Origin of the sequence: Paenibacillus methanolicus (assembly GCF_008124765.1) — a bacterium.
In the GTDB taxonomy this organism is placed as follows: Bacteria; Bacillota; Bacilli; order Paenibacillales; family Paenibacillaceae; genus Paenibacillus_Z; species Paenibacillus_Z methanolicus.
In genome coordinates this window covers 148,144-162,879 of sequence record NZ_VNHS01000008.1, presented here as the reverse complement: position 1 = coordinate 162,879, position 14,736 = coordinate 148,144, and the positions used below count along the sequence as shown (strand labels likewise).

The 14,736-nt window shown below is 57.5% G+C and carries 20 protein-coding genes and 1 riboswitch; of the genes, 12 read left to right on the top strand and 8 right to left on the bottom strand.

What is annotated here, in order from left to right:
- Positions 1-113: 113 nt before the first annotated feature.
- From BCM02_RS21045 to BCM02_RS21030, 5 genes are all read left to right on the top strand, one after another.
- Positions 114-992, top strand: a complete 879-nt coding sequence (locus tag BCM02_RS21045; protein ID WP_148931106.1) for a DMT family transporter — start codon at positions 114-116, stop codon at positions 990-992.
- A 25-nt stretch (positions 993-1,017) separates the two neighbouring features.
- A riboswitch (ZMP/ZTP riboswitch) is annotated at positions 1,018-1,097 on the top strand.
- Positions 1,098-1,150: 53 nt separating this feature from the next.
- On the top strand, positions 1,151-1,726 hold the full coding sequence (locus BCM02_RS21040; protein ID WP_148931105.1) for a DJ-1/PfpI family protein: 576 nt from the start codon (positions 1,151-1,153) through the stop codon (positions 1,724-1,726).
- Between the two features lie 146 nt (positions 1,727-1,872).
- Entirely contained in the window at positions 1,873-2,043 is a 171-nt protein-coding gene (locus tag BCM02_RS35360) for a hypothetical protein (protein WP_187434336.1), read from the top strand.
- Between the two features lie 15 nt (positions 2,044-2,058).
- On the top strand, positions 2,059-3,006 hold the full coding sequence (locus BCM02_RS21035) for an ADP-ribosylglycohydrolase family protein (RefSeq protein ID WP_148931104.1): 948 nt from the start codon (positions 2,059-2,061) through the stop codon (positions 3,004-3,006).
- Positions 3,007-3,110: 104 nt separating this feature from the next.
- On the top strand, positions 3,111-3,593 hold the full coding sequence (locus BCM02_RS21030; protein WP_148931103.1) for an LURP-one-related family protein: 483 nt from the start codon (positions 3,111-3,113) through the stop codon (positions 3,591-3,593).
- Between the two features lie 138 nt (positions 3,594-3,731).
- On the opposite strand, the gene BCM02_RS21025 is transcribed toward BCM02_RS21030, so the two are convergent.
- Complete coding sequence (locus tag BCM02_RS21025; protein WP_148931102.1) at positions 3,732-4,109, bottom strand: winged helix-turn-helix transcriptional regulator; 378 nt, start codon at positions 4,107-4,109, stop codon at positions 3,732-3,734.
- Positions 4,110-4,383: 274 nt separating this feature from the next.
- Between BCM02_RS21025 and BCM02_RS21020 the strand changes: the two genes are divergently transcribed.
- The 5 genes from BCM02_RS21020 (at position 4,384) to BCM02_RS21000 (ending at position 7,502) form a co-directional block, all read left to right on the top strand.
- Complete coding sequence (locus tag BCM02_RS21020; protein ID WP_246183489.1) at positions 4,384-4,695, top strand: Dabb family protein; 312 nt, start codon at positions 4,384-4,386, stop codon at positions 4,693-4,695.
- Positions 4,685-5,452: a M15 family metallopeptidase gene (locus BCM02_RS21015; protein ID WP_222871026.1), complete on the top strand. Its 768-nt coding sequence runs from the start codon at positions 4,685-4,687 to the stop codon at positions 5,450-5,452. Before BCM02_RS21020 ends, BCM02_RS21015 begins: the two co-directional genes overlap by 11 nt.
- A gap of 39 nt (positions 5,453-5,491) precedes the next feature.
- Complete coding sequence (locus tag BCM02_RS21010; protein WP_148931100.1) at positions 5,492-5,794, top strand: HesB/YadR/YfhF family protein; 303 nt, start codon at positions 5,492-5,494, stop codon at positions 5,792-5,794.
- Between the two features lie 113 nt (positions 5,795-5,907).
- Positions 5,908-6,900, top strand: a complete 993-nt coding sequence (locus BCM02_RS21005) for an NAD-dependent epimerase/dehydratase family protein (protein ID WP_148931099.1) — start codon at positions 5,908-5,910, stop codon at positions 6,898-6,900.
- An 80-nt stretch (positions 6,901-6,980) separates the two neighbouring features.
- Positions 6,981-7,502, top strand: a complete 522-nt coding sequence (locus BCM02_RS21000; RefSeq protein WP_148931098.1) for a hypothetical protein — start codon at positions 6,981-6,983, stop codon at positions 7,500-7,502.
- Between the two features lie 65 nt (positions 7,503-7,567).
- Here the strand turns inward: BCM02_RS21000 and BCM02_RS20995 are convergent, their stop codons facing one another.
- A complete protein-coding gene (locus BCM02_RS20995; protein ID WP_148931097.1) occupies positions 7,568-8,302 on the bottom strand; it encodes a ZIP family metal transporter in 735 nt (244 codons plus the stop codon).
- Between the two features lie 89 nt (positions 8,303-8,391).
- The gene (locus tag BCM02_RS20990; protein WP_148931351.1) at positions 8,392-8,775 is read right to left on the bottom strand and encodes a hypothetical protein; all 384 of its coding nucleotides are present in this window, start codon (positions 8,773-8,775) and stop codon (positions 8,392-8,394) included.
- Between the two features lie 224 nt (positions 8,776-8,999).
- Here BCM02_RS20990 and BCM02_RS20985 point away from each other — a divergent pair, with 224 nt between their 5' ends.
- Together BCM02_RS20985 and BCM02_RS20980 are read left to right on the top strand one after the other, a co-directional pair.
- A complete protein-coding gene (locus tag BCM02_RS20985; RefSeq protein WP_148931096.1) occupies positions 9,000-9,764 on the top strand; it encodes a MerR family transcriptional regulator in 765 nt (254 codons plus the stop codon).
- A 196-nt stretch (positions 9,765-9,960) separates the two neighbouring features.
- Positions 9,961-11,001 carry an ion channel gene (locus tag BCM02_RS20980; RefSeq protein ID WP_342791328.1) on the top strand — a complete coding sequence of 347 codons (1,041 nt, stop codon included), beginning with the start codon at positions 9,961-9,963 and terminating at the stop codon, positions 10,999-11,001.
- Between the two features lie 164 nt (positions 11,002-11,165).
- Here the strand turns inward: BCM02_RS20980 and BCM02_RS20975 are convergent, their stop codons facing one another.
- The 5 genes from BCM02_RS20975 to BCM02_RS20955 are packed head-to-tail and all read right to left on the bottom strand — an operon-like array spanning position 11,166 to position 14,695.
- Complete coding sequence (locus BCM02_RS20975; protein WP_148931094.1) at positions 11,166-12,467, bottom strand: DUF6080 domain-containing protein; 1,302 nt, start codon at positions 12,465-12,467, stop codon at positions 11,166-11,168.
- Between the two features lie 35 nt (positions 12,468-12,502).
- Complete coding sequence (locus BCM02_RS20970) at positions 12,503-12,820, bottom strand: EamA family transporter (protein WP_148931093.1); 318 nt, start codon at positions 12,818-12,820, stop codon at positions 12,503-12,505.
- A complete protein-coding gene (locus BCM02_RS20965) occupies positions 12,810-13,139 on the bottom strand; it encodes an EamA family transporter (protein ID WP_148931092.1) in 330 nt (109 codons plus the stop codon). Before BCM02_RS20965 ends, BCM02_RS20970 begins: the two co-directional genes overlap by 11 nt.
- Positions 13,127-13,759 (bottom strand): HAD family hydrolase, encoded by a 633-nt coding sequence (locus BCM02_RS20960; RefSeq protein ID WP_246183488.1) that lies wholly within the window; start codon positions 13,757-13,759, stop codon positions 13,127-13,129. The genes BCM02_RS20965 and BCM02_RS20960 overlap by 13 nt, the downstream gene beginning before the upstream one ends.
- A 27-nt stretch (positions 13,760-13,786) precedes the next feature.
- A complete protein-coding gene (locus BCM02_RS20955; protein ID WP_425466197.1) occupies positions 13,787-14,695 on the bottom strand; it encodes a decaprenyl-phosphate phosphoribosyltransferase in 909 nt (302 codons plus the stop codon).
- Positions 14,696-14,736 lie beyond the last annotated feature (41 nt).

The following is a 14,736-nucleotide window of genomic DNA, read 5'->3' as shown; positions in this document are numbered from 1 at the left end:
CTTAATCGTTTAGGTATTACTGAGAATGATGGCAAATATCGTTATCCTTCATTATACAGAAATGCAAGCCTCCGATACAATGAGACCACGACACGAACCTGGAGGTTTTGCGCATGACGCGTATGAATTACACGATGCTGGTTTTGTTTACGACGCTATTGATGGGCATCGCGTTCCCGATTGGGAAGATGGGGCTTGAATTCGCGCCGCCGTTCTTGCTGATGGGCGTTCGGTATACGCTCGCCGGCGGTATGCTCGCTATCGGCATGGCCGGGAGGGCGCCCATGCCAAGAGGCGGCGATTGGCTGCGCGTGGCGGCGATCGGATTCGTGCAGACCTGCGCGGTGATGGGGTGCGCCTACTACAGCATGCATTGGATTAGCGCCGCCGAATCGGCGATCTTGACGTTCACGAACCCGCTCTTCGTGATCGTGCTCGGGACGCTGCTGCTCGGCGCGCATTACCGGCCGCGCCAATGGGTTGGCGTCCTGGTCGGCTTCGCGGGCGTGGCGATCGCCTTCGGGGCTCGGCTTGGCTTTGGCGCAGGAACGGCAATCGGTTTATGCGGCGCGCTTCTGTTCGCTTGCTCGACGTTGCTCATCAAACGATGGGGCGGACGCTTCAATGTCTACGTGCTCGTCGCGTACCAGATGCTGCTGGGCGGCATCGGCCTGCTGTTCTTGAGCTTATTCACCGAACGTATGACGTTCGCGGTGTCCGGCCGTTCCGTGGCCATCGTCGCGTGCCTGGTCGTCTTCTGTTCCATCATTCAGCTGATCCTCTGGTTCCGGCTGCTCCAGACGGGCGATCCGGCGAAGACGAGCGCGTTCTTGTTTCTGGTGCCGCTCTTCGGCGTGTTGAGCAGCTGGCTGCTGCTCGGCGAACCTTTGACTTGGCATGCGGCGATCGGCGGCCTATGTACAGGCGCGGGCATTGTTCTCGTCAATTGGGAAGGGACTCGGCGCATGGAAAAATCGGTTGCCGTTACCTGAATATGGGTGTACACTGGAGGAAATCAAAGGCGCATGCGACTGGCGTAAACATGGAGAACCATGGGGGAGCATGCTGCTTATCAGCCGTACGCCTGGGCGAAGTATTTGATCTTGCGGTCAAATGCTTTTTTATTTTGTCTGGAAGGCGGGATGGTCGGATGAAAATAGCTTTCGTATTGTTTGATGGCATGACGACGCTGGATTTCTCGGGATTCTTCGACGCGATGACGCAGCTGAACCGGGTGCCGGGAACGGGAGGCGTATCGTGGCGGTTTTGCGCGTTGACCGAACGGATCGTGGACGACCGAGGGCTTGCGATGCAGGCAAATGCCGTGGCTGGGGATCTGACGGACTTCGATCTGGTGTTCGTGCCGGGCGGAATGGCGACCAGGCAGCTGCGCCATGACGAGACATTCCTCGCTTGGCTGCGTACCGCGGAAGGCGTCCCGTGGAAGGCGTCCGTCTGCACGGGGGCGCTGCTCATGGGGGCGGCAGGCTGGCTGAATGGCAAAAGGGCGACGACTAACAAATCGGCTTATGAACTGCTCGCGCCTTATTGTAGTGAGGTCGTGCGCGAACGATACGTGCGTGATGACCGCGTCTTCACGGGCGGAGGCGTCTCGGCCTCGATCGATCTGGGCTTGTTCGTCGCGGAGTCGTTGTATGGCACCGCGGCGGCGAAGGAAGTCGGACGCTTGATGGATTATCCGTATTACCAATTCCAGAGCGCATGAAGATAAGACGACCCTAGAAGAAATGAAACGGGTTTACGCTATCAATTAGCGATTGTATAATGTTGGAAGGTGTTCGCCCCGGCCGACGCGGGTTCAATCCCCGAGCCGCCGGCCGGGGTTATTTTTGTCCCAAGAGGCATTGAACGGTGTCAGGAATGATTCCGAGGCGTACGTATTCGGCGGCTGAAATTCATTTGACGATCGGCAATCCCGTTGAACGCATATATCGGTACAAGGGCGAGGAGGCGCAGCTTGGGCAGGTGCGTGCCGCGCTGGAATTTTACTGCCGCGAACATCGCATTTCGATTGTGCATTAAAAAAGGGGCGATAGAATGAGCAAGGTTAGAGACGGAATTCTAGGGTTATGCGTCGGCGACGCGCTCGGCGTGCCCGTCGAGTTCAGATCTCGCAAGGAGTTGGATGCCGCGCCGCTTGCGGACATGATCGGTTACGGCTCCCACAATCAGCCGCCGGGGACGTGGTCGGACGACAGCTCGCTGACGTTCGCGCTCATGCAGAGCGTGGTCGATTGCGGCGGCGTGGATCTGTACGACATTGCTAGCCACTTCACCGGCTGGTTGTATAAATTACGCTGGACGCCGCACGGCCGTGTATTCGATGTCGGCAATGCTACGGCCATGGCGATCGAGAGGCTGAACGACGAACTCATACGCCCCGATCTGGCAGGCGGTCGCAGCGAGAACAGCAATGGCAACGGCTCGCTCATGCGGATATTACCGCTTGCCTATTTGCTGCAAGGTGCCGATCTGGAAGAGCGAATGACGCGCGTTCGGCAAGTATCGTCCATCACGCACGGACATGACGTATCCGTAATCGGGTGTTCCATCTACGTGGAGATCGCGATCAGGTTATTGAACGGGAGGGCGCTGCAAGATGCGATAGCAGGGGCGATCGGGACTATTAACGAAGCGTACGGCGGTAATCCCGAGCTTCGGCGATACGACCGCATTCTACAGGGCGGGCTCGAGGACATCGCGCGCGAGGACATTCAATCGGGCGGATATGTCGTACACACGCTGGAAGCCGCTTTGTGGTGCCTGCTGCGTGCTTCGTCTTACGAGGAAGCGGTGCTGCTGGCAATAAATTTGGGCGACGACACGGACACGACCGGCGCGGTCGCGGGCGGACTAGCCGGCATTATCTATGGCGCCTCGTCGATCCCGGCGCATTGGATCGCGGGACTTGCGAGACTCGGCGATATCGAAGCGCTATGCGATCGATTCGAGTCGGCGTGCGGAGCGAACGGTCAAACAGACTAATCCATCTCGGGCAATGCCGCGGATGCGCAGGGAGGCTCGTAAGGAACAGAAGCGAGGAAGGCGGCACGGCAACGAGAATGTGCAGGGAACGGAGGCGCATGGCAATGGAGTTGTACTTTCGAGACAATTTCTTCAATTCCGGGTCGACCGAAATTCTGAATGCGAACCAAGACAAGATAGGCGAAGTCGATTTGCGGAGCTCGTTCGGTTCGTCGCTGGAGGTGTTCAACGTCGCGGGGGGCTCGCTCTACAGCGGCGAGTTTCCGTTCTTCTCGGGCAAGTGGACCGTGACGGGCGCGGATGGCGCGGAGCGCGGCAGGCTGCGCGGGCGCATGTCGTTCTTCTCGAAGAAATTCGAATACGAGGCATACGGCAGAGGCGTCTTCGATATCGAAGCGGGAGCCTTCTCCAGCGAGTATGAAATCCGCGACGCGCAAGGACAGCTGGCGGCGGCGTTCGAGAAAGTGAGCGGCTGGTTTTCTTCGTCCGCCTACCGGCTGAGCTGCGAGACGAACGCCGTGGATGCCTTCGAATGGGTGGCCGTTATTCTCGGCTTGAACGAGATTCAGAAGCGGCAGCGAAGCTGACCGTAGAGCGGGAGACCGCCGGACGTCAGCGTCTTCGCGGACCCTATTGTTGGCTTGTAAGCCAAATAAAGCCTGGTTGCTCGCGCTTGTTGGCGCTGGCAACCAGGCTTATATTTTTGTCGGACAAACAAGCTCGTCTCATACTTGCATGCTCAACTGCTTCTCCAGCTCTTCGGTATCGAGCAGGACGGCCGATTTGTCCGGATAATTCTTCTCGATATGGTGTTCGCCCCACGCGCACAGCGCATCCAGGATCGGCTTGAGCGACCATCCGTACGGAGTCAGCGAATATTCAACCTTCGGGGGGGCCTGATTGTAGATTTCGCGGGTAATGACGCCGTCATCCTCCAGCTCTCGCAGCTGTTGGGTCAGCATTTTCTGAGTAATGCCGGGCATGAGCCGCTTCAGCTCGCCCGTGCGCCGAGTCCCTTTGGTCAGGTAGCACAAAATAACGACCTTCCACTTGCCGCCGATCACTTCCAGCGACGCTTCGACCGGTATGTTGTATTTAATCATGACCGCACCTCCTCTTGCCTTCGGCGTTCCTTGCCGGAACGCGCGCGTTCGCGCCTCATGTGCTGTTTGTTATTTTTGCACTTGAAGCCGAATTCGTCAAGCGGATCGGGACTGGTAGATATATGGCGAAGGCCTCGTCTCCGATTCATTTCAACCGCTCGGACAACGCAGACGAGGATTGTGACAATGCGGGGACAAATCGGTCGCGGGCTTGTATCGGGCGTTGGAAAAAGGTACTGTGGATAAAGAACAAAAGTGGTGAGGAGGTCTGGCTATGATCGAGCATCTGGTCGCGTTCAAATTCAAGGCGCCGCTCGGCGAGGCGAAGGAAAGGGAGCTGCTGGACGCGTTATACGCAATGAAGGGCGAGGTTCCCGGCATCGTCGAGCTGACGGCGGGGGCGAACGAGACGGAGGAGACGGATAACATCCGAGGTTACACGCTCGGGCTTCGCGTGACATTCGACAGCCGCGAAGCGCTTCGTCAGTATGGCCCGCATCCGGCGCATCAACGTTTCGTCGCGCTGCTGGACGGCATAATCGACGACGTCGTCGTCATCGACTATCCGGCGCGCCATGCGGATTAACGCAGGACGAGCAGCCCGTTGGCCATCGCGCGTCATCGCGGGCATTGCGGCATTCGGACTGCTATTCGGGGCAGTCGGCATGACGGGCGCGATATCGGCGTCCGCGACGCGCGTGTACAATAACCTGAACGGCATCGAGAAAAAACGGCAGCTGCCGGCCGGCTTCGTCTACGCGGACGACGTCATCCCGAAGGCACAGTACGACATTCGCTATTATACCGATTATAATTTCGTCGGCGCCCGGATCGACGGTTATGAAGCGCCCCTAGCGATTATGACGAAAGAGGCCGCCGGCGCGTTGAAACTCGTGAGCGCCGATCTGGCGAAGAAGGGCTACATGCTGAAAATTTACGACGCCTATCGGCCGAGCAAGGCGGTTGCGCATTTTATCCGGTGGGCGAAAGATACGGACGATACGAAAATGCAAGCCGTCTTCTATCCGGACGTGGCCAAATCTGATCTGTTCAACGGCTATCTGGCCAAACGCTCCGGCCACTCGCGCGGCAGTACGGTCGATCTGACGCTCGTGAACACGTACGCCGGGCGCGAAGTCGATATGGGCAGCCCGTTCGATATGCTCGGTCCTATATCCGCGCACGGGTCGAAGCTCGTAACGGCGGCGCAGCGGGCGAACCGGGCGATGCTGAAGGCGGCGATGGCGCGGCGCGGTTTTGCGGCTTACAACAAAGAGTGGTGGCATTATACGTTGGCGAAGGAACCGTTCCCGAAACGGTATTTCGATTTTGATGTACAATAAGAGCAGACAGGCAACAGGAACGAGAGGAAGCGTGCGAGTATGAAAATCATCGTGGACCCAACGGCCGCGCGTTGGTACAAAGAAGAGCTGGCGGCAAACGACGGCGAGCAGCTGCAAATCTTCGTCTATCTTGGCGGGTGCGGCAGCGTGCAGCCGGGCTTGTCGCTCGGCATCGTGAAGAAGCCGTCCGACGCGCCGCGGATGTCCGCCGTGGAGGCGGGCGTCGAGTTCTATATGCTGGAGGACCAGCTGTGGTATTTGGACAACCGGGACCTGCAGATTTTGTTCGATGCGAAGCGGGACATGAGCTATATTCACGTGGACGGGGAAAAGTTCGAATAACGAAGAGACGCGCAGCGGATGGCTGCGCGTTTTTTCTTGGCGAGCGCCGATGAGGCGTATCTTCCGCACGAAGTTATTCGTTAATGAAGTGACAAGCCTAAGGAGGGAATGGAATGGATTTGCTGCTACTCGGAGGGACGAAATTTCTGGGCAAGCATATCGCGGAGACGGCGCTGCGCCGCGGGCATCGCGTCACGTTATTTCATCGCGGATTGACGAATCCGGGACTGTTCCCGGATGCGGAACATATCACGGGCGATCGCGACGGAGGGTTGGATGCGCTGGCGGGCAGACGGTGGGACGCGGTCGTCGATACGAGCGGCTATGTGCCGCGCGTCGTCCGGCAATCCGCGCGGCTGCTTGCGGAGCGCGCCGATCATTATACGTTTATCTCCTCCGTATCGGTCTATGCGGATTTCTCGGTGCTTGACATCGCGGAGGGCGCACCTCTACTCTCGCTTGAAGACCCGGCGGAAGAGAATGTGGCCGCCCATTACGGCGCGTTAAAGGCCAGCTGCGAAGAGGAGGTGCGCTCGGCGTTCGGCGAACGGGCGCTTGTCATTCGACCGGGTTTGATCGTGGGGCCGGACGACCCGACAGACCGGTTTACGTACTGGCCATGGAGATTTGCCCAAGGCGGCGACGTGCTTGTGCCAGGCTCGCACGGTCGCGGCATCCAGTTCATCGACGTGCGGGATTTGGCGGAATGGACGCTGCGGATGACGGAAGCGAGGGCGGGCGGCGATTACAATGCCACGCAGCCGGCGGGAAACGTGACGATGGACGATTTGGTTCAAGCTTGCCGGAACGTCGCGTCCGTCGACTCGAATCCGATCTGGGCGGAGGAGACGTTCCTCCATGAGCATGGCGCTGCGGAGTGGACGGAGCTGCCGCTCTGGGTGTCCGCGAAAATGAATTGGCCCGGATTTATGGCGATCAACGTGAAGCGCGCGGTCGAGGCGGGACTATCCTTTCGTCCCTTGAGCGATACCGCCATGGACACGCTCGTGTGGTGCCGGCGTCTTCGCCCGGAGGGAGAATGGAAGGCGGGGCTGGATGCCGAGAAGGAGCGGCAATTGCTTCGTCTTTTAAGCAGCGGTAAATAATGATGAATTGTTATCGTGAAAATTCCCTTGATCTTCCAATTGAACGGCGCTAAAATCGGCGTGAAGGAGTGATGGTGATTTTGGGCGAAGCGGGATTCGAACAAACGAATGGTTTGAGAGACGACGAGTTGGTACGGGCGAGTTTTCAGCCGCTTCTGGCGGCATACAAGGAAGCGAGCGCGGCTAACGGGGATTTGACGACATTGTTCCGGAGTTGGACCTCCGGTCAACGCGCGTTGTTCATTAGCTACTCGTATATCGTGCATGTCATCGAATCGCCGCAAGAGGCTTATTGGTGGAGCGCCTTCTTCATGGCGCAAGGCAGATGGGCAGCCCTTCGGGCAAGCGCGGACGAACTCGACGCCAAGCTGTTCGCCGACATGCTGTCGGATATCCAAACCGAGCTTCACCGTCGCGGCCATCCGATTGCGTTAGCCGAAGCTCATCGCATTCAGCGCGAAGACTTAGAGCAGGATGATACGCTGGGCAGGTTCTTCGTCGAGGTTTATGAAAGGCTGACCTCCGTCGCCGCGAAAGACGTTATCGCGCGTTCAGCGTCCGCAATGCGGCTAGCGCCGGAGGAATTCCGGTTGCAAACCTAAAGAAGCAGCCGCCCCGTTCACGGGGCGGCTGTACCCTTTTCATGAAGCGATCCGAATGACGCCGGTTAATCCAGCCAGTGGGTCAGCCCGATCATCGTCAGCGTGCCGAAGATGAAGGCGAACGTGGCGGGCGTCTCGTTGCCGTCGCCGTGGCTTTCGGGGATGAGCTCCTTGTACACGATATACAGCATCGCTCCCCCGGCGAATGCGAGTCCGTACGGGATGAGAAACCGAAGCTCGCTGCCGAAATTGAAGCCGAGCAGCGATGCGAGCCATTCCGCGGCCGTCACCCCGCACACGTATAGGACGGGCTTCAGCATCCGACTCTGGGTCGAAGCGAAAACGAGGGCGATTAGGAAGCCTTCGGGCAAATTTTGCACGCCGATCGCGAACGACACGATTGCCCCGAGCTGCGGATCTTGGTCGGCAAGGCTGATGCCGGTGGACAATCCTTCCGGCAAGTTATGAAGCGTCATCGACATGATTAGCAGCATGCGGGATGCGGACGACACGGCGGTCGCATCGGCGTCGTGGACGGGATCCGTATGCGGAATGTAACGCTCGAGCAGCGTGAGCAGCACCGTGCCGAGCAGGATGCCGAACGTCAACACGTAGAGGTTGGACAGCTTGAGCGCCGATGGAATGAGTCCGTACGTCGAAGCCGCTACCATGACGCCCGCGCTGTACGCCAGTAAAATATCTTTGCCCCGGTGGGATAGATTGCGAATGAGCAGCGCGGGCAAACTTCCGACGATCGTCCCGAGCGCCGACAGCCCCGACAGCACCAAATAATGTTCCATGCGACCTCCGTCGATCTCTGATGGAACAGTATATGTGGACAGGGCCGGGAGGATGTCCTCTACTTGCAGCGCTCGATTTCCCCGTATCGTTACTCGTCCTGCTTCAAGAACCGCCGCTCGGCCTCGCGCCGTTTGGCCAGACTGATCTTGATGAACAAGCTCGTCAGATCGTTCAGCGGATTATCGATCCGAACATGTTGGTTGTTCATATGAATATGCTCGATCGACCAGCTGTGAAAATGCATTTTCCCCTCGCGGTCCAAATCCTCGAACGTCAAATCGCCCGCGTATTGAAATACGTCCTGTTCGTCCTTTAGCATAATGTCCAGCCGCTGAGAGCTGATATGCAGGCTGACCAGCGCGGCGTCGCCCATCTCGACCAGCAGCGTGCCGGCGCGAACGCCTGGGCCAAGCTTGCGCCATCGGCCGCCTAACGTCTCGGCCAGCGTATATTCCGGTGTATCCTGGCTCATTTCGATCACCTGCTTCGTTCGCTTATTCATCCACCTGAGCTGAATGCTGCATTCTCAATCTTTGGATTGTGAACGCAAACCAATCAGCTTTATTCTACCGATTATTCGCCCGCGCTATAACCGATTGTAAAATCAGCCAAAATAAACCGAAAATCAAGCGAAAAAAAGGGATTGACCTTCACGCTGCGTAAACCTGTACAGTAAAGGTGTCGGGAGGCGAGAGAATGGAATACACCGTGCAGAAACTTGGCAAACTGGCGGGAATCAGCACGAGAACGCTGCGGTATTACGACGAGATCGGCATGCTGAAGCCGGCGAGAATCAATACATCGGGCTATCGGATCTACGGGCAGGACGAGGTGGACCGCCTGCAGCAGATCTTATTTTACCGGGAGCTTGGCTTTGGGCTGGAACAGATTAAATCGATCGTCAATTCGCCGTCCTTTGACGGGACCCAGGCGCTGCTGGCGCACCGCGAACACTTGCTGGACCGACGACAACAGCTGGACCAATTGATCTCGAACGTGGAGAAGACGATTGCCGTCCGCGAAGGGAGAACGACAATGAGCGATCAAGAGAAATTCGAAGGATTCAAGCAAAAGCTGATCGATGACAACGAGGCGAAATACGGCCAGGAGATCCGGGAGAAATACGGCGACGACGTCGTCAATAAGAGCAACGCGAAGCTGAAAAACATGACGCAGGCCGAGCACGACGAGCTGACGCGCCTTGCGGAGGAAGTGAACGCGACGCTGGCCCAAGCGCTCGCGACGGGCGATCCGGCCGGACCGCTGGCGCAGAAAGCGGCCGACCTGCATCGCCAATGGCTTAGCTTCTACTGGAGCGAGTACACGAAAGAGGCGCACGCCGGCCTGGCGCAAATGTACGTGGACGACGAGCGCTTCAAAGCGTATTATGACGCGGCGCAGCCGGGAACGGCCGAGTTTCTGCGCGACGCGATCCACATTTATACGGGACGGCGTCAGTAGTCAAATCAAGAAGAAGACCATGGGGGATCGTGGTCTTCTTCTTTGCCTTCAGCCGCGGGTTGCACGCATTCTATTCGGTTCGTAAATCTATGTGCCTTTCTATAACGAGTCTGTTAGAATAAAATGTAAACAAAATTGAATACTAGGATATAGCGCAATCCGAAATTCTTTTTCTTGCTAAGGGAGGTTCGCCGCCATTCACCTGATTCTCAAAATCTACGCGGCCGCTTCGAGGCTCAACGGAAAATCGCTGGCGGTCTCGGCGTTCGTCTTTTTCCTCTTCAGTTCATGCATGATCCGAATACTAGAACCAGCAAAATTCGAATCGGTATTTCAAGGCTTCTGGTGGACGGTCGTGACCGCCTCGACGGTCGGGTACGGAGACTATTATCCGGAGACCGTTCCCGGCATGCTGCTCGGCGTATTCGTCATCTTCACCGGCTTATTCCTGATCGGCGCCATTGTTGGGCGGATCACGGAGCAAATATTGAAACTCAAACGAAGCAAGGGGGAAGGGCGATTGCCATACGCGAAAGAGGATCATTACGTGCTCATCGGCTGGTCGGAGGAGAAAAGCCGGGCTACCGTAGAAGAGCTGCTGCAGTCTGACCCGAGCCGGGACGTCGTGTTGATCGACCGTCTTGCGCACGCGCCGTTCAGCCATGATCGATTTCACTATGTGCAAGGAGATCCGACGATGTTCGAGACGCTTGCGAAAGCGCGCGTGGAGCGAAGCCGCAACGTCATCATATTCGCGCCAGTGGGAGAGACGGACCCGCTGAAGGCGGATGGCCAGACGCTTATCATCGCGACGTCGATCGAGCATTACGGCCGAAGCGCGAATGCAGCCGGGCGGGATATCTATACGATCGTCGAGATCGTCAAAGCGGCGCATGAGCAAAATTTCGCGTATGCCAACGTCGACGAATTCATTCTATCCCAGCAGTCGACCTCCCACATGATGGCCAAATCGTCGCTGCACAAAGGATCGTCTCAGCTGTTCATGCAGCTGCTCAGCGATTCGTACGGCGAGGATTTGCGCGAGATCGCCCCGCGCGAGCATTGGCGGACGTACGGCGAGGCCTACGAGGAATTGAAGCAAGAAGGGGCCAATCTTATCGCAGACCGCAAAGATCTGGGTATTATCCGCAAGTTGGATGAGCCGCTGCCGAAGGAAGCGCGTCTGTTCATTATTTGCGACGATTCGACGTATGCGCGCATACGAGACGACAAATAGCCTCCGAACCGGATGGCTGCCGGGTTGCACATGGCGTCCCTCGCCGAGGGCGTCATGTATAACAAGGCACCACCGTGATTCGGAGGCTCTCTTTTTCAATGCATGAGAAGCGCTTCGCTGAAAAGACGGCGCTGGCATTTCACCTTGCATGTATTCGTGCTCGTCTATTCAGCCGGTGCCTGCAACTCCTCGTAACCTTGCCGGATCACGTCGAGCGCGTCCGCATGCTGGACGAGATTATGGACGCACGTCGCGACGACCAACATCAGCATCAGTCCGGTCAAGATCGTTCGCGCGGTACGGAGCCGCAGCCCGATCAGGAATCGCCCGCCGAGCAGGAAGAGGGCGAACAGATAATGGCCGGCGTAGAGATACAGATCATACTGGTAGGTTGACAGCCCATAGCCGACCCCGATGTGCAGCGCGAGCGCGAACCCGATATACGCGCCCAGCATCCAGGCTTCATACGTGCGAATTAGAGCTAAGAAACCTAGCACGGCGAGCAGGAGCAGAAGTCCGCCGCCAAGCGTGACATAGAGCGGGTACATGACGGACAAGTCGGTCGTGAAAGCGACGATACCCGGATCAAGCAGACGGATGGCGGGCGTGAGAACCGGCGAGATGAAGAGCATGTAGACCGCTTTCCAGTGGTGGGCAAGCGAGAACGACGCTACATACGTGTAGCCGCCGCTGTCCAAGTTGTTCCGCCAGTCGTTCGCCCAGGAATGTCCATCGAAGAGAAGTCCTTGCGCAAGCGTACACACCGCAATAAGGGCCAGCAGCATGCCGACTGCGGCCAACAGCTTCAAGATGGAGGATTTGAACGGTCGACGGAACAACGCGGCGAACGCCGATACGGCGAACGGAACGACGTTCGTTGAGGTGATGGCGAAATGCCCCAGCCCATACGCGGCCGTCGGCAGCGACGCGATTCGCGCCTCAGCGCGGCTGTACTGCAAATAGAGCACGGATAACAGCAGCAGACTCTGCGCGTACGGATACGAGTCCGGCACCAGCGACGAGAACAAGCTGTAGGAACTAATACCGAACAACAGACCGAAGGCAGCGGGAACGACGTATCCGGATTCCGTGCTGCTTCTGCGCAAATACACATAAACCATGACCGCGCTGAGCGCGTTCAGGCACGCTTGCAGGACAAGGAAGAACAGGTTACCGCCTAAGTGATCGGCTAGGTAGGCGAGCGAGCCTTTGATTACGTTGAAGAGCGGATGTATGATCGTAGCGTTGTCGAACCCGTAGTAGAGCGATGGATCGAAGTTGAATAAGTTCAAGGTGAACGGCGTTCCGAAGAACGGGCTATGCTCCGCCAGCAGCGGCGCTTGTTCCTGCATGAAGCGAATGAATGGTAAATTGGTCAGGATGCAAAATAACGCGACGACGAGCGCGATCGACCCAGCCAAGGCCGCATCCCGCTTATCCGAGAACCAAGACGCGAAAAACTTCATATTCAACCACCTATCCGAGTATCGTTCCGGCCTCCTCACAGCACGAGCAGAAGCAGGCCGCACATAATGATGCATGTCCCCGCGATCTTGAATTTGCCGATCTTCTCGCCGAACCACCACTTGGCCAGCAGCAGCGTCCAGACGAACGTCAGCGAATTGGCCGGCAGAACCAGCGTGTAGGGAAGCTTGGTCAGCAAATAAATATTGAGCAGCGCGCCGGTTCCATAACACGCGCCGCCTACGGCCAGCAGGACGAAACGCTTGCTCGCCGAGTAACGTTTGAACAATGCCCCGCCGAACGAACCGAAGACGGTCATGGCGATCAGCAGCAGGAAGAGGAGGCTAGTCGTCATACGAAGTCAAAGTCACTCCCAACCCTAGCAGCGCGATGGCAGCCGATTTCTTCCAGGTTAAATCTTCTCCGAGGAATAGATCGCCGTACACGAGCGCGACGGCATAACTGATGCACATGAGCGGATATGCGACGGACAGCTTCTCCAGTGCGAACGCCTTGAGCATCAGCAGGGCGCCAATGCCGTAGCAGAGGAATCCGATGGCTAGATAGAGCAGGCCGGAAGTGCCCCATTTCCAGAAAAGCTGTCCCGTCGCGGTCATGAACGCGGATAGCGCCATGAGCCACTTGCCTGCATGCCTGCCGGTCAACGTCGCCATTGCAGCACCTCCACGCCGGGATGACGGCCGCGGCCGTTGATCCAGTATCGATGGCGGGCGAGCTCGAGCATCGGCAAATCCGAGAGCGAATCCGAGTAGGCGTAGGAGCGCTCCGGATCGGGCTCGATGCCTGCGCGGCGCCAATATTCGCGGATGCGAAGCACCTTTTCTTCCCCCTTGCAGTTCTTCCCCTCGATCCGGTTCAGGTAGCGATCGCCATTGCGGACCAGCGTGGTGCCGATGACGGCGTCGACCTCCGGCATTCGTTCGAAATATTTCATATATGCGACAGGCGAGGCCGTAACGAGCAGGATATGGCAGCCTTCCTCCTTGCGCCGACGCATCTCCGCGAGCGCTTCCCCATATATCAACGGCTCTAGTTCGCTTGTATAAAATACGGCCAGATCGTCCTCGTCCATGTGGCGAATCGCATGAAAAAACGCGGCTTTCGCCCGTTCCAAGGAGACGAGCTTCAATCGGGCAAGCGCCGTGAACAGTCCCATGGACAGCAGAGCAATAGCGGTCGACGGCTTCTTCGCCATGCCGTATCGCGCGAATAGCAGCATGGAATCGCGGCGAATAATTGTGTGATCAATATCGAATAACGCGACAGGTTGCAACGTTCATGTCTCCTTCTATCGAAACTTTTACTCGAAAATCGCGAAGATCGCGACGATGCTAATGATATAGAGAATGACGGTGAACAGGATGGGCTTGTCCTCGAACAGGATCCGATCCGGCGCGCCGCCTTTTTTCTCCACGTGAATTAAATAGAGATAGCGAAAAATGCCGTACAGCACGAGAGGGATCGTCCACATGAGATGAATGGTCCTGCCCGAGGTGAACGTAAACAGCGAGTAGCTGATGACCGTGGCCGTCGTCACGATGCTGTTCATCTGGTCGAGCAGGGCGACGGAATACTTGGCGAGCACCTTGCGATGCTCGCCTTTGCCCTCCGATAGCAGCGTCAATTCGTGGCGCCGTTTGCCGATGGCGAGGAAGAGCGAGAGCAGCATCGTGCAGAGCAGGAACCACGGCGTGAACGAGACGCGGATAACGATGCCGCCGGCGATTGCGCGAAGGACGAAGCCGGCGGCGATGACCAGAATGTCGACGATCACGACGTGCTTCAGCTTGAACGAATACGAGACGTTCAGCGCGAAATAGAAGGCGAGCACCGCGGCGAACAGCGGATGCAGCGCGATCGCGCTAGCGAAGGATAGCAGCAGCAGCAGACTTCCGAAAGCCAGGGCAAGCTGCGGATTCAGCTGTCCGGATGCCATCGGGCGGTTCTTCTTCTGCGGGTGATTGCGATCTGCCTCGCGGTCGACGTAATCGTTCAAAATATAGACGCAGCCGGAGACGAGGCAGAACAGCAGGAAAGCAGCCAACGTGTGGAGGAAAGCGGCGACGGACAACCGCTCGAACGAGAAGAGCAGCGCGGCGAAAAGCAGGGCATTCTTGCTCCATTGCTTCGGCCGAAGCTGAATGAAGAGCAGTCGCGGGACGCTATAATCGCGCAGCGAAGCAGGATGCTCGAGATTGGTTTTGGCAATTGGCATATGATCAGTGAACCCTCCGTCATCATCAATGTCCG